At 56.0% G+C, this 22,209-nt stretch carries 20 protein-coding genes; 10 read left to right on the forward strand and 10 right to left on the reverse strand.

Annotation, left to right across the window (positions count from 1 at the left end; translation table 11 throughout):
* Window positions 1–10: 10 nt before the first annotated feature.
* From recJ to P8Z34_09075, 4 genes are read right to left on the reverse strand one after another with little or no spacing between them, the layout of a single operon-like run.
* Window positions 11–2,314 carry a single-stranded-DNA-specific exonuclease RecJ gene (recJ, locus tag P8Z34_09060; GenBank protein MEJ2550816.1) on the reverse strand — a complete coding sequence of 768 codons (2,304 nt, stop codon included), beginning with the start codon at window positions 2,312–2,314 and terminating at the stop codon, window positions 11–13.
* Window positions 2,314–3,135 carry a PD-(D/E)XK nuclease family protein gene (locus P8Z34_09065; protein MEJ2550817.1) on the reverse strand — a complete coding sequence of 274 codons (822 nt, stop codon included), beginning with the start codon at window positions 3,133–3,135 and terminating at the stop codon, window positions 2,314–2,316. The genes recJ and P8Z34_09065 overlap by 1 nt, the downstream gene beginning before the upstream one ends.
* Complete coding sequence (locus P8Z34_09070; protein MEJ2550818.1) at window positions 3,119–5,359, reverse strand: ATP-dependent helicase; 2,241 nt, start codon at window positions 5,357–5,359, stop codon at window positions 3,119–3,121. Before P8Z34_09070 ends, P8Z34_09065 begins: the two co-directional genes overlap by 17 nt.
* Entirely contained in the window at window positions 5,352–7,472 is a 2,121-nt protein-coding gene (locus tag P8Z34_09075) for a hypothetical protein (GenBank protein ID MEJ2550819.1), read from the reverse strand. The genes P8Z34_09070 and P8Z34_09075 overlap by 8 nt, the downstream gene beginning before the upstream one ends.
* Window positions 7,473–7,673: 201 nt before the next feature.
* On the opposite strand from P8Z34_09075, the gene rpsT reads away from it, so the two are divergent.
* The 4 genes from rpsT (at window position 7,674) to P8Z34_09095 (ending at window position 12,570) form a co-directional block, all read left to right on the forward strand.
* Window positions 7,674–7,937 (forward strand): 30S ribosomal protein S20, encoded by a 264-nt coding sequence (gene rpsT, locus P8Z34_09080; GenBank protein ID MEJ2550820.1) that lies wholly within the window; start codon window positions 7,674–7,676, stop codon window positions 7,935–7,937.
* A gap of 118 nt (window positions 7,938–8,055) precedes the next feature.
* Window positions 8,056–9,858: an arginine--tRNA ligase gene (gene argS, locus P8Z34_09085; protein MEJ2550821.1), complete on the forward strand. Its 1,803-nt coding sequence runs from the start codon at window positions 8,056–8,058 to the stop codon at window positions 9,856–9,858.
* A 68-nt stretch (window positions 9,859–9,926) separates the two neighbouring features.
* Window positions 9,927–11,249, forward strand: a complete 1,323-nt coding sequence (locus P8Z34_09090; protein MEJ2550822.1) for a cyclic 2,3-diphosphoglycerate synthase — start codon at window positions 9,927–9,929, stop codon at window positions 11,247–11,249.
* Between the two features lie 10 nt (window positions 11,250–11,259).
* A complete protein-coding gene (locus tag P8Z34_09095) occupies window positions 11,260–12,570 on the forward strand; it encodes a DNA methyltransferase (protein ID MEJ2550823.1) in 1,311 nt (436 codons plus the stop codon).
* Window positions 12,571–12,678: 108 nt separating this feature from the next.
* On the opposite strand, the gene P8Z34_09100 is transcribed toward P8Z34_09095, so the two are convergent.
* Window positions 12,679–13,341 carry a response regulator transcription factor gene (locus P8Z34_09100; protein ID MEJ2550824.1) on the reverse strand — a complete coding sequence of 221 codons (663 nt, stop codon included), beginning with the start codon at window positions 13,339–13,341 and terminating at the stop codon, window positions 12,679–12,681.
* 243 nt (window positions 13,342–13,584) lie between these two features.
* On the opposite strand from P8Z34_09100, the gene P8Z34_09105 reads away from it, so the two are divergent.
* Together P8Z34_09105 and P8Z34_09110 are read left to right on the forward strand one after the other, a co-directional pair.
* Window positions 13,585–14,589 carry a carbohydrate kinase family protein gene (locus P8Z34_09105; GenBank protein ID MEJ2550825.1) on the forward strand — a complete coding sequence of 335 codons (1,005 nt, stop codon included), beginning with the start codon at window positions 13,585–13,587 and terminating at the stop codon, window positions 14,587–14,589.
* A 3-nt stretch (window positions 14,590–14,592) separates the two neighbouring features.
* The gene (locus tag P8Z34_09110) at window positions 14,593–15,681 is read left to right on the forward strand and encodes a M20/M25/M40 family metallo-hydrolase (GenBank protein MEJ2550826.1); all 1,089 of its coding nucleotides are present in this window, start codon (window positions 14,593–14,595) and stop codon (window positions 15,679–15,681) included.
* A gap of 24 nt (window positions 15,682–15,705) precedes the next feature.
* On the opposite strand, the gene P8Z34_09115 is transcribed toward P8Z34_09110, so the two are convergent.
* The 4 genes from P8Z34_09115 to P8Z34_09130 form a co-directional block, all read right to left on the reverse strand.
* A complete protein-coding gene (locus P8Z34_09115; GenBank protein MEJ2550827.1) occupies window positions 15,706–16,449 on the reverse strand; it encodes a hypothetical protein in 744 nt (247 codons plus the stop codon).
* Window positions 16,450–16,652: 203 nt separating this feature from the next.
* The gene (locus tag P8Z34_09120) at window positions 16,653–17,021 is read right to left on the reverse strand and encodes a response regulator (GenBank protein ID MEJ2550828.1); all 369 of its coding nucleotides are present in this window, start codon (window positions 17,019–17,021) and stop codon (window positions 16,653–16,655) included.
* A gap of 10 nt (window positions 17,022–17,031) precedes the next feature.
* Complete coding sequence (locus P8Z34_09125) at window positions 17,032–17,382, reverse strand: STAS domain-containing protein (GenBank protein ID MEJ2550829.1); 351 nt, start codon at window positions 17,380–17,382, stop codon at window positions 17,032–17,034.
* Entirely contained in the window at window positions 17,372–18,958 is a 1,587-nt protein-coding gene (locus tag P8Z34_09130; GenBank protein MEJ2550830.1) for a SpoIIE family protein phosphatase, read from the reverse strand. The genes P8Z34_09125 and P8Z34_09130 overlap by 11 nt, the downstream gene beginning before the upstream one ends.
* A 246-nt stretch (window positions 18,959–19,204) precedes the next feature.
* Between P8Z34_09130 and P8Z34_09135 the strand changes: the two genes are divergently transcribed.
* From P8Z34_09135 to P8Z34_09150, 4 genes are all read left to right on the forward strand, one after another.
* On the forward strand, window positions 19,205–19,804 hold the full coding sequence (locus P8Z34_09135) for a sigma-70 family RNA polymerase sigma factor (protein ID MEJ2550831.1): 600 nt from the start codon (window positions 19,205–19,207) through the stop codon (window positions 19,802–19,804).
* Window positions 19,797–20,039: a zf-HC2 domain-containing protein gene (locus P8Z34_09140; GenBank protein ID MEJ2550832.1), complete on the forward strand. Its 243-nt coding sequence runs from the start codon at window positions 19,797–19,799 to the stop codon at window positions 20,037–20,039. Before P8Z34_09135 ends, P8Z34_09140 begins: the two co-directional genes overlap by 8 nt.
* 310 nt (window positions 20,040–20,349) lie before the next feature.
* The gene (locus tag P8Z34_09145) at window positions 20,350–20,772 is read left to right on the forward strand and encodes an OsmC family protein (GenBank protein MEJ2550833.1); all 423 of its coding nucleotides are present in this window, start codon (window positions 20,350–20,352) and stop codon (window positions 20,770–20,772) included.
* A 134-nt stretch (window positions 20,773–20,906) separates the two neighbouring features.
* Entirely contained in the window at window positions 20,907–21,236 is a 330-nt protein-coding gene (locus tag P8Z34_09150; protein MEJ2550834.1) for a cupin domain-containing protein, read from the forward strand.
* A gap of 55 nt (window positions 21,237–21,291) precedes the next feature.
* Here P8Z34_09150 and gnd read toward each other — a convergent pair.
* Window positions 21,292–22,209: decarboxylating NADP(+)-dependent phosphogluconate dehydrogenase (gene gnd, locus P8Z34_09155; protein ID MEJ2550835.1), on the reverse strand; the 918-nt coding region annotated here is incomplete at its 5' end.

Raw genomic sequence — 22,209 nt, forward strand, 5'->3', positions numbered from 1 at the left:
GCAAGATGTATTAATTATCGAACAATCGCTCCGGAGCACAGGTTTTATAGAACCTGCGGAAAGCCGCTGTCTCTTCAAGCAGTGCCTGCAGTTCGGCGAATAACCTTCCTGCAATGTCCTGATTGCCTTCACCTGAACCCCGGATCACGGTCAATTCATCCAATTCGGATTCGCCGATATCCAGATCGCCGCGGGCGATCAACCAGGCGATTCCCTTATGGACGGTAAATTCTCGCTGCGCCGTCGCGGCGGCCAATTTCCAGATGTCGATCCTGCCCCCCTTTTTTCGCAGCGCGAATTTAACCATCCCTGTCAGCGTTTTTATAAACGTTTCGAGGTCGTCATCCGTGCGGCCGGAAAACAAATAAACCACCCGAGGTGATACAGCTTGCACGGTTTGATGCAGTTCTTCCAGACCCGCAGGCGGCGTCCAAATGGCCAATTTCTCTGCCGGAGATAATTCATAGCGCGAGCGTTCTTCCGGGGCCTGGTTCGAATTTCCCTCACACCAAATCTGCACGCCGGCGCGCTGCAGTTCCTTGATCCTCTCAAGCGGCCTCACCTCCCGGCGAAAGTCGACGTACTCGAGACGGCGCGGCCTCCTTTCGAAAGCCGGTTCTTCCACCTCGAGTCTACGGGCGTCGACCCAGGTAAGCTGCACCTCCCTTTGTCCGCGATACTCCGTCTCACGCAGATGGTAGGCCATGTCAAAAGCGCCCTGGGGGATGTCTTCCGCCGCTCCGCCCCACCAGATGACTCGCCGGGTTTCACCCTGGCTATCACCCACAACGAGCGAAAGATGTTCCCTCGCTCGACCGATCTGCTTCTTTTCCAGAATGCGAATTTCCTTCGACGCCAAGACGAGCTGCGGATTCCCGGGACCAAACGGCGCGAGACGCTCCAGGTCGCCTGCGAATTCCAGAGTGAGTTCCTTCAATTCTGCGTAAGCGTCGACAACGACCTGCGGCCGGGTATCGATTTCGCGCATGTATTCCGCAACGGTCTCACCCAACTGCTGGCGAAATGCGCCGATGCGGTCCGCCTCGATCGCCAGTCCGGCCGCCATCGGATGTCCCCCGAAACTCTCCAGCATCGACTTGTGGCTGGCAATCGCCGCAGAGATGTCTACCCCTTCGATCGAACGAGCGGAACCACGGGCAGACCCATCGTCCTGGATGGACAGAACCAACGCCGGCCGATGGTAGTGTTCCACGAGACTGCTGGCCACGATGCCGACCACGCCCGTCGGCCAATATTCGTGCGCCACGACCAGCGCCGCGTGATCGAGCAGCGACGGATCGGCTTCGATTTGCGCCATGGCGGCCTGGGTGACTTGATCGCAGAGCAGACGGCGGCGCGCGTTCAGTCCCTCCAACTCCGTGGCGTAGATCTTCGCCTTTTTCTCGTCCGTCGTGGTCAAAAAATCGACGATGCTGTTCGCATCCGAGAGACGGCCGAGTGCGTTAAGACGCGGGGCAAGTATGAATCCGATCTGCTCCTCGGTGACGTTCTCAGGTGGGACGCCGGCAACTTCCATGAGTGCGCGTAGACTCAAACGCGGTGCATTGCGTATACGATCGAGACCGCGCTGCAGCAGGTAGCGCACGTCTCCGTACAACAAAGCCAGATCCGCCACGATGCCCAGTGCAACCAGATCGAGCGTGCCCTGTATCCGCTCCGAACCGGGATCCAGCGCTTCGATCAGTTTGTATGCCACGCCGACACCGGGCAGGTTGCGTAAGGGATGGTCTTCCGCGAGCATCTTGGGATTGACGATCGCCGCGGCATCCGGTAACTTTTCCGGCAAATCATGGTGGTCCGTGACAATCACATCCACGCCGCAGGAATTTGCATAATCTACGGCTGCCTGCGCCGAGATCCCGGTGTCACAGGTGAGCAGCAGGGAGATTCCCTGTTCGATGACGTACTCCAGGGAAGGAACGTGAACGCCGTGGGATTCGTTTTGCCGAACAGGGATGTAGTGGGAGACCTCGGCGCCCATATCACGCAAAGCTTCGACGAGCACGGTGGTCGCCGTCTGGCCGTCGACGTCAAAATCCCCCCAAACACAGATCGCCTCCCCTGCGTCGATTGCCGCTCGCACCCGCAGAACCGCGTCGCTCAGATTCGGGATTTCATCTGCGGCCGCCGGCCGGTAAAAAGCAGAGTCGAGAAAAGCGCGCGCCGCTTCGACGCTATGGATGCCGCGTCGCTGTAAGGTGGCCGAAACCAGGGGATGCCCGCCGATCGCAGCCTGCAGCGGCTCATCGACGTCGTACTTTTCAGGTTCGATCCATTCGGCGTCCCGGGACATCAGAATTCGATTTCCGCGATCTGATCGAAGTCGAAGTCCATCTCAACCTCCACCTCTGCGTCTTCGTTCCAGGCCTGGTAATCACCTGCACTCGTGCCGCGCCGGCACAGGGAGCGATATGGGCAATACGTGCAATGAACGGCCTCGGTCGTACGCTCGAAGTCTTCCTCCCCGAGCCGTTCAATCTCTTCCACCAGCGCAGTCAGCGTTTGCTCATCGGACCGGCATTGGGCTTCCGAATAGCCGAAACGATGAGGCTCCTGTGGAAAATCCGAAAACCAGTAAATCATCTCGATCTGTTCGGGGAGAATCCGCTCGCCGAACCCCACATCCTGCGCCGTTTGCGTAAGTAGAAACGGATACACCTTGGACTGCAGACGGTCGGCAAGGGATTGCGGAGCGGGATGGCGCCGGCTTGTCTTCCAATCCACAATCACCGCCCTTTCGCCGGGGTTGATGGCGAGCAGATCGAATTTCGCCTCGATCCGCTGTCCGGCCAGCGGCGTACTGACCAGAACTTCCGCCCAGCGCAGATCGGGTAAATCCGCGACGGGATAGTGCAGATAATTTTCCCACCACCTGGCCAGATCACCGCTCGCTTGCGCTCGTAGAATCCCTTCGGGTATACCCAGAATATGCTGCTGGATCATGCGATGGAACGAATTCCCCAGCCGCAGAAATCGTTCGCGTTCCGCTTCAGACTCGGTCACGGCTGCCGGCCAGGCAAGATGTTGAACATAGCGCAACTGAAATCTGCGGCGGCAGTCTACGTAATCCTGCAGGCTGGATTGGCTGTATACAAAATCATCCGGCAGCTTCATCGTGTTCCGACTCCCAGTAGGATTGCAGCGCGATGAAAGGCGCCGCTTGCTGCTGATCTCCTCGCCGTCCGGTATTCCAGGTCATCACCAGTTCTTTCTTTGCCCGTGTGATGCCGACATAAAGCAATCGCAGCCGTTCGGATACATAATCGAGGCGCGCAACGCTGGTTGCGGCGCCTTCCGCGTACTCGAAACCGGCTTCCATTTCCACGAGGGCCGAAAGCTGTGCCAACGCTTCCGCGTCCAGGTTAAGCGAATCCCGCACGAACCATTTCTCCGCAATGTACTGATCGTGCGCCAAACCGGAGGGAAAATCGTAGTTGTTCACCGAAGCTAAATAAACCCGATCCCATTCCAGGCCTTTCGCTTTGTGCACCGTCGCCACAACGACCTTGCCCCTGTGCTTATCCGGATCGAAGCCCAGATCTTCCGCACTGAATCCGATGAACCTTCTCTCGTTCTTGGCAATCACACTGAGTTCATTGCTGAGTGCACCGAGATCCCAATCCAGATTAACCTCCTGCGCTCGACGCAGGATGGACGCGAGCTTGTACGCCAGAGCCAAATCTTCGGCCTCGCGGAAGAGGTCCTGGGATAAAGTGAGAATCAACTGATCGATGGGCAGCAGCGCTGCCCTGTGCCAGCGTTGGTCGACTACCCGAAAGGCGTCCAGGACATCGACCACCTCCGGCGCCTCGGACGCTTTTTGTCCCTCCAGCCAATCCATCTCCGTGCGAGGCCAGAGAAACGCTTCCGTATCGCCACATTTCCGCAGCAATTGCGCTCCACGCTGCATGACTTCGCTGCGTTTCGGATCCTGACGCGCCTCGCGATCCCATACTTGATACGCTTTGGCGAGATCCCGGGCGGAGATCGGATCGTGCAGATGCTTGAGGACAAGCGTCAGTGCGCCGGCGGTCTCCCGGGTCGAGCGAGAACTTCTCAGAATCTCGATGTAAGGAATACCACGTTCCTTCAACTCGCCCACGATCTGAAAACCGCGATTGTTCGTCGGCACGAGGACGGCAACCGTCTGATCTGCGTTATCTGGCAGCCAATCCGAGAGTGATTTCCCGATCGCCGTGACTTCCTCCGCAGGTGTGTACGCCAGGTCGACGAGTCGGATCCCGTCCGGTCGATCCGCCGGATTGGGCTGTGGATCGCCAGTCGGCGTCGGCTCGATGTACGGTAAGGTGAGCGCCCCGCGTACTTCATCCCGCGGATGTTCGTACATCGTCCAATCGATAAGATAGTTGGCCAACGAAAGAATACTGAGCGTGGAACGGCCTGAATTGGGAAGCTCACGCGCCTGAACATCCGCCTCGGCCAGGAAATCACGCAGGTACTGCGGGCTGGCCGTCGTGAACGTCTCGAATATAGCTTGATTCGGGTCGCCCACCCGCACCCAGTTGCCCTCAGGACCGACCAGTTTTCGCAGGATCTGCTCCTGCAGGCGGCTGCTGTCCTGCGCTTCGTCTTCGAGTACGTACGGCCAGCGTTCGCGCAGACGCTCCAGATAACCCGAATCCGCCCGCAGCGCTCGCAGCGCCATGACGATCAAATCATCGAAATCGACGCCACCGCGGTAGTGAAGTGCCTGCTGATAGTCTGCAAAAATATCACTGCCCATCTTCAGAAGCGGATAGGGCAGCTTCAGGCGTTTCAACTTCACCTGAAGTTGAGCAGGAGATATCTGTATATCCTTTGCCGTGCGAATGAAGTTGGTCGCCAGCCCGATGACCAGGTCCGGCCACCTGTACCTGCGAACGTTTTCGATTCGATTCGCATCGACATCCGGATGTAGGAAATCATCCAGCAATTCCGCATGACCCTGCAGCCACACCTCGCAAGCCCCGCGGATGATCTGATCGCGGGCGCGATCGTCCACGATTTGAAACGTCTCCGAAAGACCGGCGAGTTCGGGTCGTTCGCGCACGATGTCGTGAGCGAGCCCGTGCAGCGTACGAATGCGGTAGCCGATCCTCGGCATCAGACCTCGGTCCATCATGAAAGCGGCCACGCGATGCGCAAAGTGATCGACCGCGGAATTGACGAGTGTCACCACGAGGACCTCTTGCTCCCCGCGAACCGCGCCGGTCGAAATCAATTCCGCAGCCAGGCATGAAAGCGTATGCGTCTTGCCGCTGCCGGGCACGGCAGACACACCCATGCGTCCCTGGCGATACTGCAGCACTTCCACCTGCTTCGGTCGCGGTTTAAACATGCTCGATTCTCCCGCTTCCGGAATTGGCAAGGAAGACAGCTTGCAGCGCACGCAGCAACGGGCCGCGTTGATCCAAACCATCTTCTCCCAGGTCACTCAGGCCGAGATAGATGCCTTTGCGACAGCGGTGAACGAGACCCTGCGTCAGTACGTTGAGGGTGTCCTGCCGGGCGGCATATTCTTCATCGTCGCTCCATAAATTGCCCCGGATCCAATTGCGGCTGAGAACGTACGGATGGGTGAGCGGCTGGTACAGGCGCTCCCACCAAGCCGGACTGCCGATTTCGAGCCAGATTTGATAATCCACGGCCCGATTCGACATGAGGAATGTGTATGCCGGCGCCAGCAGCACGGCATCTTGTGGCTGCTGCTCCCAGTCTCGAAGGTAATGCGATGCCAGGACGCCGTCCCGAACCATGGCGAGATACAATTCGCCCGTCGATCGCGGTTGCGAGAACGATTCATGCTCGAGCACCCAGCGGAACTTCTGAACGGATTCGATCAGGTTGTTTGCTACCCCACCAGCACCGTAATCACCCCAGAAGTGATATCCCGGTTGCGAGAGCAGTTCACCGAAAATACGCCGGAAGAAATGATCGAGCTCGAGTGTGAGGCCTGATTTGTAAGCCTCCAGCCAGGTTCGCATCCCTTCGTACTGCTGGCCAAACTTGAACGTGATCCTGCGCTGCATCTCGCCCTGTACCTGCTCGAAGGGTTCGAAGGTCGGAACACCGTCCTTCGAACGGTAAAGCACCTTGGTGAGCAAATTAGCGCGGATCAGATCGATGTCTTCGATCACGATCAGTAATGCACGCGTGACCTCGAATGCCGTAGGGATTATCTTCCATTGCGGGTGGGCAAGCGCAGCCAGCGTAAGCAGACACTGCGCAGCAGGTTCGTCCCTTAATGCACGCGAAGGGCGATGCGAGCGGGCGGGAATTTTCTTGTGGGTGAGATTTTCCGTGAGCGAAAAACGCAGCGCGTCCCCCATGAACGGCGCCAATACGACGATCTGATCCGGTTGCACGCTGGGATCACCAAGCAGCTTTGATATCACATCCGCTGCCCACTCCAGCATCTGGGGATGGTACCGCTGGTATTCGATGTGCACGTTTCCAAAGGATGGACCCTCGAGTTCGGACGAACGACCGAGCAGTTGTCGTTCTAGATGGGATGCGAAAACCTTCATGTCCTGCGACACTTCAAGGGAGTCGCTGAAGGTTGCTTGTTCGTCTGTGAGTTCTCTAAACCGGTGCGCACTCCGGGGGTCTGCGCCCAGGAAACGCCGGTAACCTCCTGCATCGTCGTAGATCATGAGCGCCGACTTGAAATTCGGAAGCCACGCCTGGAGAATATCGTGGCACACGGGCACGTCCTCTTCGAGATTGTCGGCTATGAGATGTCGATAGCGTTCTTGAACGTACTTTTGAAACACAGGATGCGGCCAAAGATGCTCGTTGAAGACCTGTATCTGTAAGGAATAATCCAGCAAATTTCGCTCGAGGCACGCGGCGCGGAATCGAGTGGCACAAGCCTGGGCCTGGTCGTAGATGACGGCTTGCTGCGCTTCTCCGACCCAGGCCTCACGCAGCCTGTTTCCAATTTCAGCGAGATCAAATCCTACGACGGCGGATTTATTCATGTTGTCGATGATCTGACTGAGGATACGATTGCGCGGAATCGAGACGCTCTCGAAATACCGCTCGCCGTCGATGAGCGGGCCAATGGCGTGCGTCATGTAATACTGGGTGGTTTCCAGGGTCAGGAACAACGGGGGTTGATGTGGGTTGAGGAATCCGGCTTCTTCGGCGATCAACGGCCAAAACAGGTCGACCATCCGTCGTGCGAAACCCCCGAGGGTAACGATCGTGACTTCGCCCCCTGCCCTACGTTCCGGGCGGGAAACAAGGCTGCGATAAGGCTCCGCCAGCGTACGCTGGGGGACGAGGACGAAGATCGAATCCGCGCGAATCCCGGTTTCCAGGAGATGAGAAACCCGTGCGACGCCGCTCGTGGTTTTCCCCGTTCCGGAAATGCCTTCCAGGAACACCGAACCGGATGCCGGTCTTTCGACGATACGTTGCTGATTGGCGGATAATGATTCAGGCAGCATGTGTGTCCACGTGAACGATCGATTCCATCCCCGATTTCAATTGTCATCTATCATACTCCATAGCAGGTGATATTGGATAATTGAAGCGATTTCTTCGCAGCAGGTTGGAGTTGAGATAAGCGCCGATGAGTCACTAGACAGAACCCGGCAGCTACGATAAAATTGTTTTTCGTAGTTCGAACAGCATTGCAGGAGGCAGCATTGGCCAACACTCGTTCGGCGAAGAAAAGAATTCGCCAAAACGTCAAGCGTCGCATGCAGAATAAGTATTACCGCACGCATGCACGCACACAAGTCAAAACCGCACGCCAGCTTATTGAAGGCGGCGAGCGAGATACAGCCGTTGAAGCCGTTCAACAGGCCGTCAGTGCACTGGATCAAGCGGCAAGTAAAGGTGTGATTCACAGGAACAACGCAGCGCGCCGCAAGAGCCGGCTGCTGAAACGCCTGGCTGAAATGGAGTGATTTCAGCTGCTCCAACGCCACAGATGAATCGTTCCAATACGAACGACGCACCAGCAGGTGCGTCGTATTCGCGTAATCCGTCTGTATGCTATAATCACAAACCCCTAGGAAAACGTTGATGTTTAACATCGAATTGGATCAGGTCGCAGAAAACATTCGAGAGACGTGTTCGCGGCTCGGGCTACCGGTCAGCGGACGAATCCAATGGCAGCCGATTCCCTTCAAAGGCCAATGGGGATTTGGTACGAACGCATGCTTTCAGCTCGCAGCCGAAGAAGCGCGCAGCGGCAAGAAGGTCAACGTCCCGGAACGCGCCCGCGAAATTGCCGCGAGGCTTACTGAAGAGATCGAAAAACAAGAAGACTTTTCCCGTATCGAGGCGGAAAATGGTTATCTGAATCTGTACATCGATCCTTCGGTGTACGCCAAGCGGGTCACCGATACGATAATCCAAATGGACGAAGACTTCGGCCGCGGTCCAGCCAAAAACGAACGCGTCATGGTAGAGTACGCACAACCGAATACACACCATTCCTTTCATATCGGCCATGCGAGGAACACAGTTCTCGGGGAGTCACTGGCGCGCTTGTTGGAATTTGCCGGATTCGATACTATTCGCGCCTCCTACCCGGGGGACATTGGGCTGGGCGTGATTACCTGCATGTGGGCTTACGATAAATTCTACCGGGACCAGGAACCGGCGGGCGTCCACCAACGCGGACAATGGCTGGCGAAGATCTACGCCGAGGCCAATCAACTTCTCACGCCGAAGGAAAACGAAACGCCGGAAGAAGAAGAACGCAGAGATGCGTACGATGCGGAACGGCGGCAAATGTACCTGCGTTGGGATGCCGGAGATCCAGAAATACGCGATTTGTGGCGAACAACCCGCCAATGGAGCCTCGATGAGCTCGACGACATCCTGCGGCTGCTCGACGTCGATATTGACGTTTACTTTTTCGAAAGCCAGGTCGATGAGCCGGCGAAAGAAATCGCCGAGGAATTGATCGCCCTGGGCATCGCCGAGGACGAACGTCCGGAAGGTCCCGTCATCGTCAAGATCGATGAAAAACTTGGCCTGAAGAAAGAAAAATACCGTACGGCAGTCATCCTGCGCAGCGATGGGACGACCCTGTATTTGACCAAGGACCTGGCACTCGCCCGCGAAAAATTCGAGAAATACAAAGTCGATCGCTCGATCTACGTCGTCGACGTTCGCCAGAGTCTTCACTTCCAGCAGGCGTTTCAAATCCTGAAACTGTGGGGCTATAAACAAGCGGAAAAATGCTATCACCTGGCCTACGGTTTCGTGACCCTGCCGGAAGGTGCGATGTCGGCCCGCCGGGGTAATATGATCCTTTTCATGGACGTCGTTGAAGAAGCGAAACGGCGTGTGCTGGAGATCATCGCGGAAAAGAACCCCGATCTGCCCAAGGAAAAACGAGCCGAGGTGGCCCGGCAGATTGGTTTGGGCGCCCTGACCTACAGCATGCTCTCGGTCGATAACAACAAAGACACGGTGTTCGAGTGGGATGACGCGCTGAGTTTCGACGGTCAATCCGCGCCGTATATTCAGAACGCCCACGTGCGGGCGAACAGCATTCTGCGGAAAATCGATCAACTGCCCGAACATGCGTCGTTCGACTACGAACTTGCGCCGAACGAGGTCGATTTAATTGAGACGATCTCGCAGTTTCCAACGGTCGTGCAGAAAGCCGCAGAAGACTACAAACCTTTGCTCATGGCGACCTATGCCTTCGAATTGGCAAAATCATTCCATACCTTCTATCACAACGTGCGTGTCCTGCAAGCCGATAGCGAGGAGCAGGCTAATTCCCGTTTACGGATCACGGCCGCTGCTCGACGAACGATAGCCAACGCACTCGCCTTGCTGGATATCGAAGCGCCGCAGATAATGTAGTTCGTCGGCATCGACCGTTGGCTTGCTGTTTTTTGATACCATTAATCAAAAAGGAAAACGGTCAAAATATGGCACAAGAAAACGTAATCATCATGGGAGCCGCGGGTCGTGATTTCCATAATTTCAACACCTACTTTAGAGACAATCCGGATTACCGTGTAGTCGCTTTTACGGCGGCGCAAATTCCGAACATCGAAGGACGCAGATATCCCCCATCCCTCGCCGGCGAAGCGTATCCGGAAGGTATATCCATCAACCCCGAAGCACAACTTGTCGATTTGATCGTCGAACACCACGTAAGCCAGGTGATCTTCGCCTACAGCGACGTGACGCATGAATATGTGATGCAAAAAGCCTCATTGGTGTTGGCGACGGGAGCCGATTTCCGCTTGATGGGACCCTACAACACGCAGATCCGTTCTGATAAACCGGTGGTCTCGGTGTGTGCCGTGCGTACGGGCTGCGGGAAAAGCCAGACAAGCCGGCGCGTACACGACATTCTCCAGAATCTCGGCTACCGCGTCGCCGTCATCCGGCATCCCATGCCCTACGGCGATCTGGCCAAACAAGCCGTACAGCGTTTCGCAAATTACGACGATTTACAGAAAGCGAACTGCACCATCGAGGAACGCGAAGAATACGAACCGCATCTTCGGCAGGGCTCGATCGTCTATGCGGGGATCGACTACGAAACCATCCTGCGCCAGGCCGAGAAGGAGGCCGACATCATCCTCTGGGACGGCGGCAATAACGATCTGCCCTTCTATGTCAGCAATTATCACATCGTCCTCGTCGATCCACTGCGTCCCGGACACGAACGCACTTATTACCCCGGCGAAGCAAACGTCATCGCTGCGGACGCGATCGTGATCAACAAGATGGACTCCGCGAGCGAAGCTGACGTTCAAATCGTGAAGACGAACATCAATGAGTTGAATCCCGGTGCCGTCGTGGTGGAGGCGAACTCCCCGATTTCCGTGGACGATCCGGATGCCATTCGCGGCCGCCGGGTGCTGGTCGTCGAAGACGGGCCGACACTGACCCACGGTGGAATGTCCTTCGGGGCAGGCTGGACGGCCGCCAAGCGGTTTGGCGCCGGAGAGATCGTTGATCCACGCCCCTTCGCCGTAGGCAGCATTCTGGAGACGTACACGAAATATCCCAACGTTGGCAAAATCATACCCGCCATGGGATACAGTACGGATCAAATCCACGAACTGGAAGAGACGATCAATCGAGCCGATGCTGATCTCGTGCTGATCGGAACCCCGATCGATCTCGGACGCTTGCTGAAAATCAACAAACCCAGCCAGCGCGTTCGCTACGAGCTCGAAGTCATCAGTCGACCCACGCTTGCGGAACTTCTCGAACGGAAATTTGGCAAAAAGTGAACCTGCAGCGATGAGCAAAAAGGATAAACGTAAACCGTTTGCCCGTCTGAAATGGGAGCAGCGTCGAGAACGCAGCAAGGCGGCAAAACTCAGCTTAACCTCCATCGTGAATCGGAGCCCTGAAGACGAACCTCAAGGAAGCATCTTTCAAGGTGAAAATCTCGCCGTCATGCATGCCCTGCTGCCGGAATGGCGAGGGCGCCTCGATCTGATTTACGCCGATCCACCTTTCCTGACCGGAAACGCATACGCAGCCCGAATCGGACGAGGAGAGGATTCGCGAAAACCCGATACCTGGCAGAAAGTCGAGGGCTACGAAGATTCCTGGCCAAACGGCGCGGCTTACCTGGACATGCTCTTCAACCGTCTGCAGTGCATGTACGATCTGTTGGCCCCGACTGGGACGTTCTATCTGCATCTCGATTGGCACGCTTCCGCTTACGCCCGCGTCATGCTGGATGAAATCTTCGGTCCCGACCGGCTGCTCAACGAGATCGTTTGGGTCTACCACGGTCCGTCACCCATTCGCTCCGCTTTCAAACGCAAACACGACACGATCCTGGCATACACGAAATCCAAGGAATATACATTCAACGCCGATGCGGTCCGGATACCGTATGCTGCCTCGACGGTGAAAACATTTCAGAGTTCCGATAAAGCCGGGTTCGGAAAGAAGCCGGATCTGGCCCGGGGAAAGGTGCCCGAAGATTGGTGGTACTTCCCCGTGGTTGCTCGCCTGCACAGCGAACGAACGGGCTATCCCACACAAAAGCCGGAAGCGTTGATGGAACGGATCATTCTCGCTTCAAGCAACGAGGGGGATTGGGTGGGAGATTTCTTCTGCGGCGCAGGTACGACACCCGTAGTCGCCTACCGGCTGGGACGCCGCTGGATCGCGTGCGACAGTGAGCCGCTCGCCACCTTGAACACCTACCGCAGGATGCTGCTGGAAGAAACGCCCGTGCCGTTCGACGTGTGGCAGACCCAGGAAGCGGCAGACAAACCCCAACTCGAACTGGAAACGTCCGTCCAGCCAACCGAAGAAAACGTCGAAATCGAACTGACCAGCCTGTCGCCAGTGCCAGACGAATTCGATTCATTCCCCGAAAACGTCGTTTTGTGGGAGGTCGATTGGGCTTTCGACGGGGAGCTGTTCAGAAGCACATCGCAGCAGGCCCGTCCCTGGCGCAAGGACGGCATCGACCTACATCTTTCACACACCTATCCAGAAGCGGGGACGTACAGAATCGCGGTCCGAGCCTTCGATCCGGCGGGAAAAAGCGGCTTCGTCTCTCGAAAAATAACCGTCCCCAAAGATTGAACCGGCCAGACACAGGCACACACTCGACTCTCCAGAATCGAGATCGGTCGAATCCAAAAAAATACAGCGGGGGAGCCCGCTGCACGACAGACCGCGATTCAACGCTGCTTACGGAATATCGAAGCGATATCCCATCCCGCGTATGGTTTTAAGAAAGCGAGGTTTTTTAGGATCAGGCTCGATGGCGTGGCGCAGCCAACTCATATGGACGTCCAGCGTGCGCGTGTCCCCGGTATAATCCGTGTGCCACACCTGCCGGATGAGCCGTTTGCGAGTCATCAAGCGCCCGGGATTCTGCATGAACACTTCCAATAGCTGCGCCTGCTTCGGCGTCAGACGGGTTTGCCTGTCCATACAGTGCACTTTGCACTGCGCCAGATTCAGTTTCACCGGTCCGACTTCCAGACTGTAGCGTTCGTCTCCGGGCAGCAGCCGGGCGATGCGGTTGAGCAATTTACGCGGGGTGAACGGGTGAACCAGCGTGAGACTGGCTCCGCTGCCCGGATCTGGCCGAGTGCCGTCTGGTGAAATCAAAATAATCGGCACGTTTCCCAGGACTGCGCGGGCTCGCCGGGTCAGACGGGTTCCGGCCATCCGCATGGACGCCGCATCCAACACCAACATGTCCAGACTTTCTTCATCGGCGGCATCCAGGGCATCCTTGACTTTATGGAATACAAAAACGACATAGCCCTTCTTCTCGAGTGCAGGTGCGAACGAAGGCGCGTTCGCGCGGCTGCTTTCGATTAGAAATATTTGAGTCGTTGACATAAAAAGGAGACCCTTTGGCGCCGAATTCAGGCAACCCCCTGAAACTTTGCCCGGTCGTCATTATACACAGTTTTAAGGAAGCCGCAAATAAGACTTAAGTTCTGCTTCCTTTAAGGTTCGTTCTGATCCCTTCCATCATTCAGACACTTGAACCACGTAGAATTTAAATTCGAATCCAAAAACGGGAGAGTTTGGGATCCATCCCATCCGATCTGCGAGGGTATAATCATAAACGAGATGACCTTGAAGCAAGCGGATTTCGTTTTTTTGGGGAGACTGCAGCAAGATTACCTGATCACCCACGACGGCCAATCTCACGAGGGCATTCTCGGAGGAAATACCGTCTACGCCGCGATCGGTGCAAAGCTGTGGAGCGATTCGATCGGCATCGTCAGCCGCGTTGGCTCCAACTTTCCGGACTCCTTAATTGCCGATCTATACGACGCCGGTATAAACACCGACGGCGTTACGGTTCTCCCCGAACCCCATGAATCCCGTGCGTTCTATGCCTATGCCTCTCTCGAAGAAAGGATCGATACGGTTCCTTCGTCCCATTATCTGCGAATCAACCAACCCCTTCCGAAGGAACTGGTTGGATATCAAGTGGAGACGCATCCGTGCGAAAGCTCTACCTTCGACCCACTCTCGATCCGGCCCGGCGACCTTGGTCCGTCGATCGCCGGCGCCAAAGGAGCTCACCTCTCGCCAATGCAGTATCTTTCCCACGTATCTGTGCCTTATCGCCTACATGAGATGGACGTACGTGTGATAAATCTCGATCCCTCCGACAGCTACATGAAACCCGATTTCAAGGATAAATTACCAGCAATCATCACGGGTCTGGATTCTTTCATGCCAAGCGAGGAGCAGGCTGAGTCTTTCTTTCGCCCCCTCGAGCCGGACGTGTGGGAGATGAGCGAAGCGTTTGGCGACATGGGCTGTCAGTTCGTTATAATTAAATGCGGCGCCCGAGGTCAAACATTGTGGGAACGAATCAGCGGGCGAAAGTGGCGCATCCCCGCCTATCCCGCCCGCGTCTACGACGTCACGGGCGCCGGCGATTCGTTTTGCGGTGGATTCCTGATCGGTCTGATCCGAACGGAAGATCCCGTTGAAGCTGCCCTCTACGGAAGTGTTTCGGCGTCCATTGTCATCGAAGGGACTGGAGCACTCTTCGCTTTGGATTCCCTCCCCGGACTGCTCGAAGCACGTATGGACGTTCTACGCCCCCTGGTAAAACGGGTCTGAAACATGGACTTCGATCGCCTCATCCAAAGAACCATCGCCATTCAGTCCATACCCGCCCCGACGTTCCATGAAAGCGCTCGCAGAGCATACATGCAAAGTGAATTTGAAAAAGCCGGTTTGCACGATATCGAGGTCGACTCGGCCGGCAATCTGCTCGGACGTGCTCCTGGTGAAGGCAAATCCCCCTTGATCGTCAGTGCACACCTGGACAGCGTCTTTCCCGAAGACACGCCGTTGAAGATACGGCATCTGGGCGACCGCATTATCGGCCCCGGAATCGGCGATAACGCCATCTCGTTGGCTACCCTCGTGGAGTTGGCCATCGATCTGTCAGCCACTCGACCGGCGGCTGACGTCTGGCTGGCTGCGAACGTCGGTGAAGAAGGTTTGGGGAACCTCATCGGCATGCGGGAGATCGTGAAACGCTTTGGCGATCGAGTCAAAGCGTACATCGTCCTCGAAGGTATGGCTCTAGGACAGGTATATAACGCAGGTTTGCCGGTCAGGCGCTACCGTGTGACCGTCACGTCGCAAGGCGGACACGCCTGGATCCACGCCGGCAGAACGTCTGCGATACACGTATTGTTGAACCTCGGTTCCCGATTGCTCCAGCTTCCTCTGCCCCGGCAGGTCCGCAGTACGCTGAACATCGGAAGGATTGAGGGAGGTATCAGCGTTAACTCCATCGCACCGCACGCCCACATGGACATTGACTTGCGCTCCGAGGCTGAAGCCACACTCAACGACCTCGAGCGTGAAGTGATCGAATGTATCGAAGGATATGATGCGGGAGATGCGCGAATCGAAATCGAGCAAATCGGATCCCGCCCTGGCGGCAGCCTCGCCGGCGGTCACCCGCTCCTGTCCATCGCCATCGAGGCCATCCGCAGCGTCGGCGAAACGAACATCGAGATCAGCACCGGATCGACCGACGCCAACATTCCCCTGAGCCTGGGCTTTCCCGCCATATGTATTGGACTTACGCGCGGAGGCGGTGCACACACCATGCAGGAATTTATCGAGCTGGAACCGGTCGAACGCGGCTATCAGGCTTTGATGACGCTCATCCAGAAAGCGCTCGATCTCGATTGATCCTATACCGCTTACGGTAACGGCTTACGGCGATTGTGTAGAACTGGGTGCCAGCGTCGGCGTCAAAGTGGCTGTAGGCGTTGCTGAGGAAGTTGCAGTTCGCGTCAAGGTCGGCGTGGCTGTCGGCGGGTCGCCAATCACGGTGAAACGCGTAGACACAACCCACCGCTCTCCAACGAACATCTGGATTTCATATTCACCCGGCAGCCAATACGCCGGCTCACACTCGGTGTAGCCAAACCCGCCGGTTCCACCGTCCCACTGCGTCGCCTCCAGGCAAACCTCTTCATCGCCGTAATACCAAATCGCCGTCCAACGCACGCCGTCGGCGAGGTTGTTGTAGGTGTAAGGAGGGGTCACCGTCTCGCGATAGAGCAGGATGATCTGCTGCGGTAAAAAAGGCGTCGCCGTATCCGTAGCCGTCGGCGTGATCGTCGGCGTGGTTGAAATCGTCGGTGTCGCTGAAATCGTGGGCGACAACGTGATGGTCGGTGTGAGGGTAGTCGTCGCCGTCGGAGTCAGGGAGGGAGTCGGCGGGACAATGATATGTGCCACCCGTGTCCCGAAGAGCAGCAGTAGCAAAGCGAACACGCCCGAAAGTAAGCCGAAGCCAACCGAACGCCAGCCTTTTCCCGACAGTTCTCGGCGCAGCAGAAAATAAGGCAGTCGCCGCGCAGAAGAAATTCTCTGCCAGCCTGTCAGCAGCAGGATAACACCGGCGAGAAGCAGAAGCTGTCCGATCAAGCGCAGTGATTCTTCAATCGACACCGATTTTTGCTTCCCCTTCAGACACTCTATCCGCCCAATTCCACGCAACGGCCGTTCGATTCACCCATCAAATATAACGGATAAATCATGCACATCCTCGCTTGATTGTACACGTATCGCAGCAAAAAAGACCGCCGGAAATACCAACATTGATTCCATCCGGGACACGTTGGAGCATGCGAACAAGTCATGGAGCGTAGCGCTCACCTATCGAGCACACTGCGGATCGTGTCGACGAGCTGCCGTTGGCTGAAAGGTTTATTCAGTGTGGCGCTTGCACCGAGTTGACGGGCTTTGTCCAAGTCGGCTTGAAAACCTACCGCCGTGATGATGATGGCAGGAATGTCACAGATCTTCGGATCGGCCTGTTTGCTTGCCAGCAAATCGAGACCACTTTGATCCGGCATCATCAAGTCGAGCGTGATCACGTCCGGGCTGGACGTACGCATGATCTCCAATCCATCTTTTGTGGACGCAGCCTGGATGACGTCGAATCCGCTTCCCTCGAGTACGAAACCGATCATCCGCCGAATGTATTCCTCGTCGTCGATGACGAGAATACAGTTTCTCATGACTTACCTCTCAAGAATCCTGCAGTTCCCCTTCGTCGAGTGCCTGGTCGAGTGTGGGGAAAATAGAAAACACACGATCCAGCAGTGTGAGTCTTAATGCCGTCCGGGCTTGTGGTTGAGGTTGGCTGATGTGCAACGTTCCCCCGCGTTCACGTACCGTCTTCAAGCCCGAAACGAGTGCCGAAAGGCCCGAACTGTCGATGAAATCGACATGTTGAAGATCGACGATGATCGTCAAACCGTCCGAATCGACAAGTTCGCGCAGCTTCTCCTTTAAATTCGGCGCCGTCTGCACGTCGATTCTGCCTTGAGGGACGACGACAATCTTCTTATCCTGTGGACGTTCGATATCAATTTTCATTCTTGTCCACTCCATGAATATTTTTGATCAACTGCCAATGATTTCGCGTTCCACCTATACGATGATACTCACAAGTATCGAGCAGCCCTTCGGCCAGCATTAGCCCATAACCGCGTTCCGGTGGTTCCGTACCGTCGAACATCCTCACCTGTAAAGGTTCCGGGATCGGCACGCCATGATCGTAAAGATCGGCGACAAGGCGGTTTTCCTCGACGACCACGCAGCCTTGAATTCTCCCCGAACCTTCCCCGAATGCATGGTGAATCTGATTCGAGAGAATCTCGGACGTAGCCAGGGCGAAATCGTCCAGCATTTGACCATCCAGGCATGGGTGCCCTTCAATCTGCCTATCCTTCAACCCACGAATCAGATCGACGACGCTACGCACGGCAATAAAATCCGAATCGATCACGAATGGAAGTGCCGTGCGATTTGCATCGTCCTCATGTATACATCGAAACATGAGCAGCGCAACATCATCCCGCGCAGGCAAACCTTGGCGATGGACCTCCAATCCCGAAATAAGCGCACGGATCTGATCCTCTGCGCGTGCAGGATGTGTGGCGTAAATTATATCGGATAGCCCCTGCAGGCCAAGTACCTTTCCCTGCGGGTCCTCGGCTTCCGTCACACCATCCGAGTAAACCAGAACCAGATCGCCCGGATGAAGGGGAACGGTTCTGTTTCCATAAGGATACTTGGGATCGATGCCCAGCGGGATACCCGTACCGGGCAAGAACTCGACCTCGGCATTCTCGTATCGCCAGAGAAGCGCATCGACATGTCCCGCCGAAGCGTACTCGAACGACCTTTCTTGCTGCAGGCAGCGCAGCACGATCGCCGTCACAAAAGTGTCCGCTCGCTCCAGATCCTGGTAGATATAGCGCCCGATTATCTTCATCAAATCTGCCGGCTTTTCGCAAAACGGAGCATGACCCCGAAACGTGCCGTGTACGATGGAAGTCAAGATCGCAGCCGGCATGCCTTTCCCGGCGACGTCTGCAAGGATCATGATCGGATCGCCGTCCTGGTTTCTGGAAGACGCATAAATATCACCGCCGACGTGTCTCGCCGGCTGCAGGTATACGGCGATATCGACGCCGGGAATTTCAGGCAATTCATCCGGCAGCAAACTCGCCTGAATCCGCGCAGCGACTTTCAATTCGCGTTCGATTCGCTGTCGTTCCTCCCGGATCATCCTCGAACGCATGGATTCGATAATCGAACAAACACGGTCCGCAGCCGATGCAAGAAGCTGGATGTCGTTGGCCGTAAAGCGGTCGGGCAGCGCGTCGATAAAACCCATCATGCCTTTCGTCTGCCCATCGAGAGTCAAGCGGGCCACCAACAAATCACCGCAATCAACAAGTTCCGAATTGGCAAGCACGAGAGAATCATGCAATTCTCGCTTACTCACGGGACCCGCAGAATCTTCGGTCAATGTCAGCAGAAGATCCACATCCGGAAGATCCTGCCCGGAAGCGGTGAGCGTGTGCAACTCGCTATCTTCGCGCAGGACGATGAAGACGTCCTCGACGAAGATGACTTTCTTCAGCAGGGCGATAATCGCTTCCATCAAATCGAGCAGATCGGTAGCCCGGCTGACGATGTGCGTGAATTCGTCGCACTTTTCCCGGCAATTCCGTTGGCTTGTCGAATCCTAAAACCTGGCGGTCGTCCTTGAAGCAAGCAAAGCCGCCATCCGTCAAGCCGTACCAGGTTCTCTGGATCTCAGCCAGGATGTCAGACAGCTTTCCATCCATGGGGTATACTGTATCTCACTCAATGACTTGAAGCAACTTTTCAGCGATGATTGCATCTAATGGATAAAGAGAACCCACCCAGCATTGAAGCACTGCAAGCAGGCGACCGTGAGGCGTACGCACGAATGGTTGAATTGTACTCACCCAAGATATATCGCCTCTCCCTGCGCATGGTCGACGATCCGCTCGAAGCGGAGGACATATTGCAGGAGACTTTCTTGAACGCTTTTCGAGCCATTCAAAAATTCGAAGGACGTTCGAGTCTCGGCACCTGGCTTTATCGAATCGCCACCAACCAGTCGCTGATGCATCTTCGCAAACGGAACCCTACTCTCGTTTCGGTCGATGAACCGATCCCAGGGCTGGACGATCCGGACCAAAAGCGCGAGCTCGTCGATTGGTGCTGTCTCCCCGAAGAAGAGTTCATGACCACAGAAACGCAGGTGAAGTTGAAGGAAGCGATCCAGGGTCTATCACCTGCGTTGAAGACGGTTTTCATCCTGCGCGATCTGCACCATCTGACGACCCGGGAGACTGCACAGATTCTCGATATTTCCGAATCCGCCGTAAAAACCCGCCTGCTGCGCGCCAGACTCCAACTGCGCGATGCACTTTCGTCTTATTTTTCGGAACGCGTGAAAGAGACGGACAATGGTTGAACACGAATCTTGCCAGGAACTTCTACAGGGATTATCGGCATACATCGACAACGAAGCCAGCGAAAAGATCTGCCGTGAGATCGAACGCCATCTCGAAGAGTGCGACAACTGCCGGATCATGCTGGACACGATGCGAAAAACCATCTCGTTGTATCAAGCCGCTGACGGGGCGGATCAGATACCCGGCGATATCGAAGAACGACTTCTGAATACCTTGCACATTGACGACGCATGACTTGATACCGGTGATGAAGCGGACAAAACAGATTTCTATGGCGAAGAAGGCCGGACGTAAGAAGCGTAAGAAACGAACGGGAAGCCAAGAGCCCCGCCCTGGCACCCGGTGCCCGATTTGCGGCGAAGGCACGCTGGCGTACGACTCGTGTTTGCGCTTATGTTGTACCCACTGCCGGGCCAGCTACGCAGGAGCCTTTACCTGATGACGCTCGTCCCTCCCGTAGGGAAGGTCGCACTCCACCTACATCGGCGGCAAACAAAACGATAGGATCCGATCTGCCGCTCGACTCCAAAACAGGAGAATCACGATGAACGTAAAAGTAACCTGGAGCAACGGATTGACGTTCACCGGAACTGCGCAAAGTGGTTTTTCCGTGCCCTTGGGCGGGGATCCATCTGTGGGAGGGAACGACGATGGTTTTCGACCCCTGGAGCTCTTCGCCATCGGTCTCGCCGGATGCACGGCCATGGACGTCATCTCCATTCTGCAAAAGAAACGCCAGAAAGTCGCTCAGTTTGAAGTCCGCATCCACGCCGAACGCGCCGAGGAACACCCGCGTACCTTCACGGACGTTCACATCGAATACCTCGTCACGGGGGAAAACATCGAGAAAGCCGCCGTCGAACGAGCCATCGAACTATCCGAAACGAAGTACTGTCCCGCGCAGGCGATGTTGAAAGAAAGCGTGCCCATCTCTTCCTCGTATCAGATCATCGAAAGCATCGAATGACCGTTCGACTCCACTGTCACTCGCGAATCCAAAACCGATTACCAGTGGAGCCGTTTCTGCGATAGACTCATACGTCGAGGGATTCGAAATTCGATGGACAAGTTATCATCCCATCTCACCTTGGAGAGGCCAATATGTTGCTGCACAACCTGAACGACATGGATTCACGCGAGCGGGTGCCCGGATTTCATTCCCGAATGATTCATTCGGACCACATGACGTTCTCGGTCTGGGACGTTGAAGCCGAGGCGGCCCTTCCGGAACACTCGCATCCTCACGAACAAATCTCGACCGTCCTGGAAGGCACGTTCGAGTTGACCGTTGGGGGAGACACAAAATCGCTTCAGCCAGGCATGGTTGTCGTAATACCTTCGGACGTCCCCCACTCCGGCAAAGCCCTGACGCCCTGCAAGATGCTCGACGTGTTCCACCCGGTGCGAGAGGACTTTCGATCCTCCGAGTAGTGTCTGGCCAAATCAAGCGGGTTCGTAAACGCAGTCGACTTGCCCGATTCTCCCACTATGCGTTGTAGGAAGTCGAGGTCACGTCGCCGCCGGTCCCGCTCCAATCCGTGTGGAAAAATTCACCCCTCGGGCGATCGATGCGTTCATAGGTGTGCGCGCCAAAATAATCTCGCTGTGCCTGAAGCAAATTGGCAGGCAATCTCTGGCAGCGATAACCGTCGTAGAATGCCAACCCACTCGAAATCGCAGGGACGGGAATCCCCTGCCCGATGGCTTCAACCACGGTTCTCCGCCAGGCTTCCTGGGCGGACACCACCTCCTGTTTGAAGTAATCGTCGAGCAACAGATTCGCCAGGTCCGGTTGGCGATCGAATGCCGTTTTGATCTCGCCCAAGAAAACCGATCGGATGATGCAGCCGCCTCGCCACATGAGCGCCACCGAACCATAATCGATGTCCCAACCGTACTCCGCCGCAGCCTTACGCAGGAGCATGAATCCCTGTGCGTAGGACACGATTTTGGAAGCGTAGAGCGCCTCGCGAATGTCTTCGATCAGCGTCTGGCGATCACGAGCAGACGTGATCGACGGGCCGGAGAGAAGCGTACTGGCGTGGATGCGTTCATCCTTCATGCTCGACAGATCACGGGCAAACACCGCTTGCGCGATGAGCGTCAGAGGTGCGCCGAGGTCGAAAGCGTTTATTGCCGTCCATCGCCCGGTCCCTTTCTGCCCGGCGACATCGAGGATCTTCTCGACCAAAGGCTCGCCGTCCTCGTCTTTGTATCTGAATATGTCACTCGTGATTTCGATCAGGTAGGAATCCAGCTTGCCCTCGTTCCATTTCTTGAAGGTGGAATGCAGTTCTTCGTTCGTCAATCCCAGAACGTCCCTCAAAAGCTGATAGGCCTCGCCGATCAATTGCATGTCGCCGTATTCGATGCCGTTGTGCACCATCTTCACGAAGTGTCCCGC

The organism is Anaerolineales bacterium, assembly GCA_037382465.1.
Lineage (GTDB): Bacteria > Chloroflexota > Anaerolineae > Anaerolineales > E44-bin32 > WVZH01.

Coding starts and splice junctions, on each gene's coding strand:
- P8Z34_09075 (MEJ2550819.1), bottom strand. CDS start 7,472: ATGCTGCCTGAATCATTATCCGCCAATCAGCAACGTATCGTCGAAAGA.
- argS (MEJ2550821.1), top strand. CDS start 8,056: ATGTTTAACATCGAATTGGATCAGGTCGCAGAAAACATTCGAGAGACG.
- P8Z34_09065 (MEJ2550817.1), bottom strand. CDS start 3,135: ATGAAGCTGCCGGATGATTTTGTATACAGCCAATCCAGCCTGCAGGAT.
- P8Z34_09145 (MEJ2550833.1), top strand. CDS start 20,350: ATGAACGTAAAAGTAACCTGGAGCAACGGATTGACGTTCACCGGAACT.
- P8Z34_09070 (MEJ2550818.1), bottom strand. CDS start 5,359: ATGTTTAAACCGCGACCGAAGCAGGTGGAAGTGCTGCAGTATCGCCAG.
- P8Z34_09110 (MEJ2550826.1), top strand. CDS start 14,593: ATGGACTTCGATCGCCTCATCCAAAGAACCATCGCCATTCAGTCCATA.
- P8Z34_09140 (MEJ2550832.1), top strand. CDS start 19,797: ATGGTTGAACACGAATCTTGCCAGGAACTTCTACAGGGATTATCGGCA.
- P8Z34_09120 (MEJ2550828.1), bottom strand. CDS start 17,021: ATGAGAAACTGTATTCTCGTCATCGACGACGAGGAATACATTCGGCGG.
- P8Z34_09135 (MEJ2550831.1), top strand. CDS start 19,205: ATGGATAAAGAGAACCCACCCAGCATTGAAGCACTGCAAGCAGGCGAC.
- P8Z34_09095 (MEJ2550823.1), top strand. CDS start 11,260: ATGAGCAAAAAGGATAAACGTAAACCGTTTGCCCGTCTGAAATGGGAG.
- P8Z34_09150 (MEJ2550834.1), top strand. CDS start 20,907: ATGTTGCTGCACAACCTGAACGACATGGATTCACGCGAGCGGGTGCCC.
- recJ (MEJ2550816.1), bottom strand. CDS start 2,314: ATGTCCCGGGACGCCGAATGGATCGAACCTGAAAAGTACGACGTCGAT.
- P8Z34_09090 (MEJ2550822.1), top strand. CDS start 9,927: ATGGCACAAGAAAACGTAATCATCATGGGAGCCGCGGGTCGTGATTTC.
- P8Z34_09100 (MEJ2550824.1), bottom strand. CDS start 13,341: ATGTCAACGACTCAAATATTTCTAATCGAAAGCAGCCGCGCGAACGCG.
- P8Z34_09125 (MEJ2550829.1), bottom strand. CDS start 17,382: ATGAAAATTGATATCGAACGTCCACAGGATAAGAAGATTGTCGTCGTC.
- P8Z34_09130 (MEJ2550830.1), bottom strand. CDS start 18,958: ATGGAAGCGATTATCGCCCTGCTGAAGAAAGTCATCTTCGTCGAGGAC.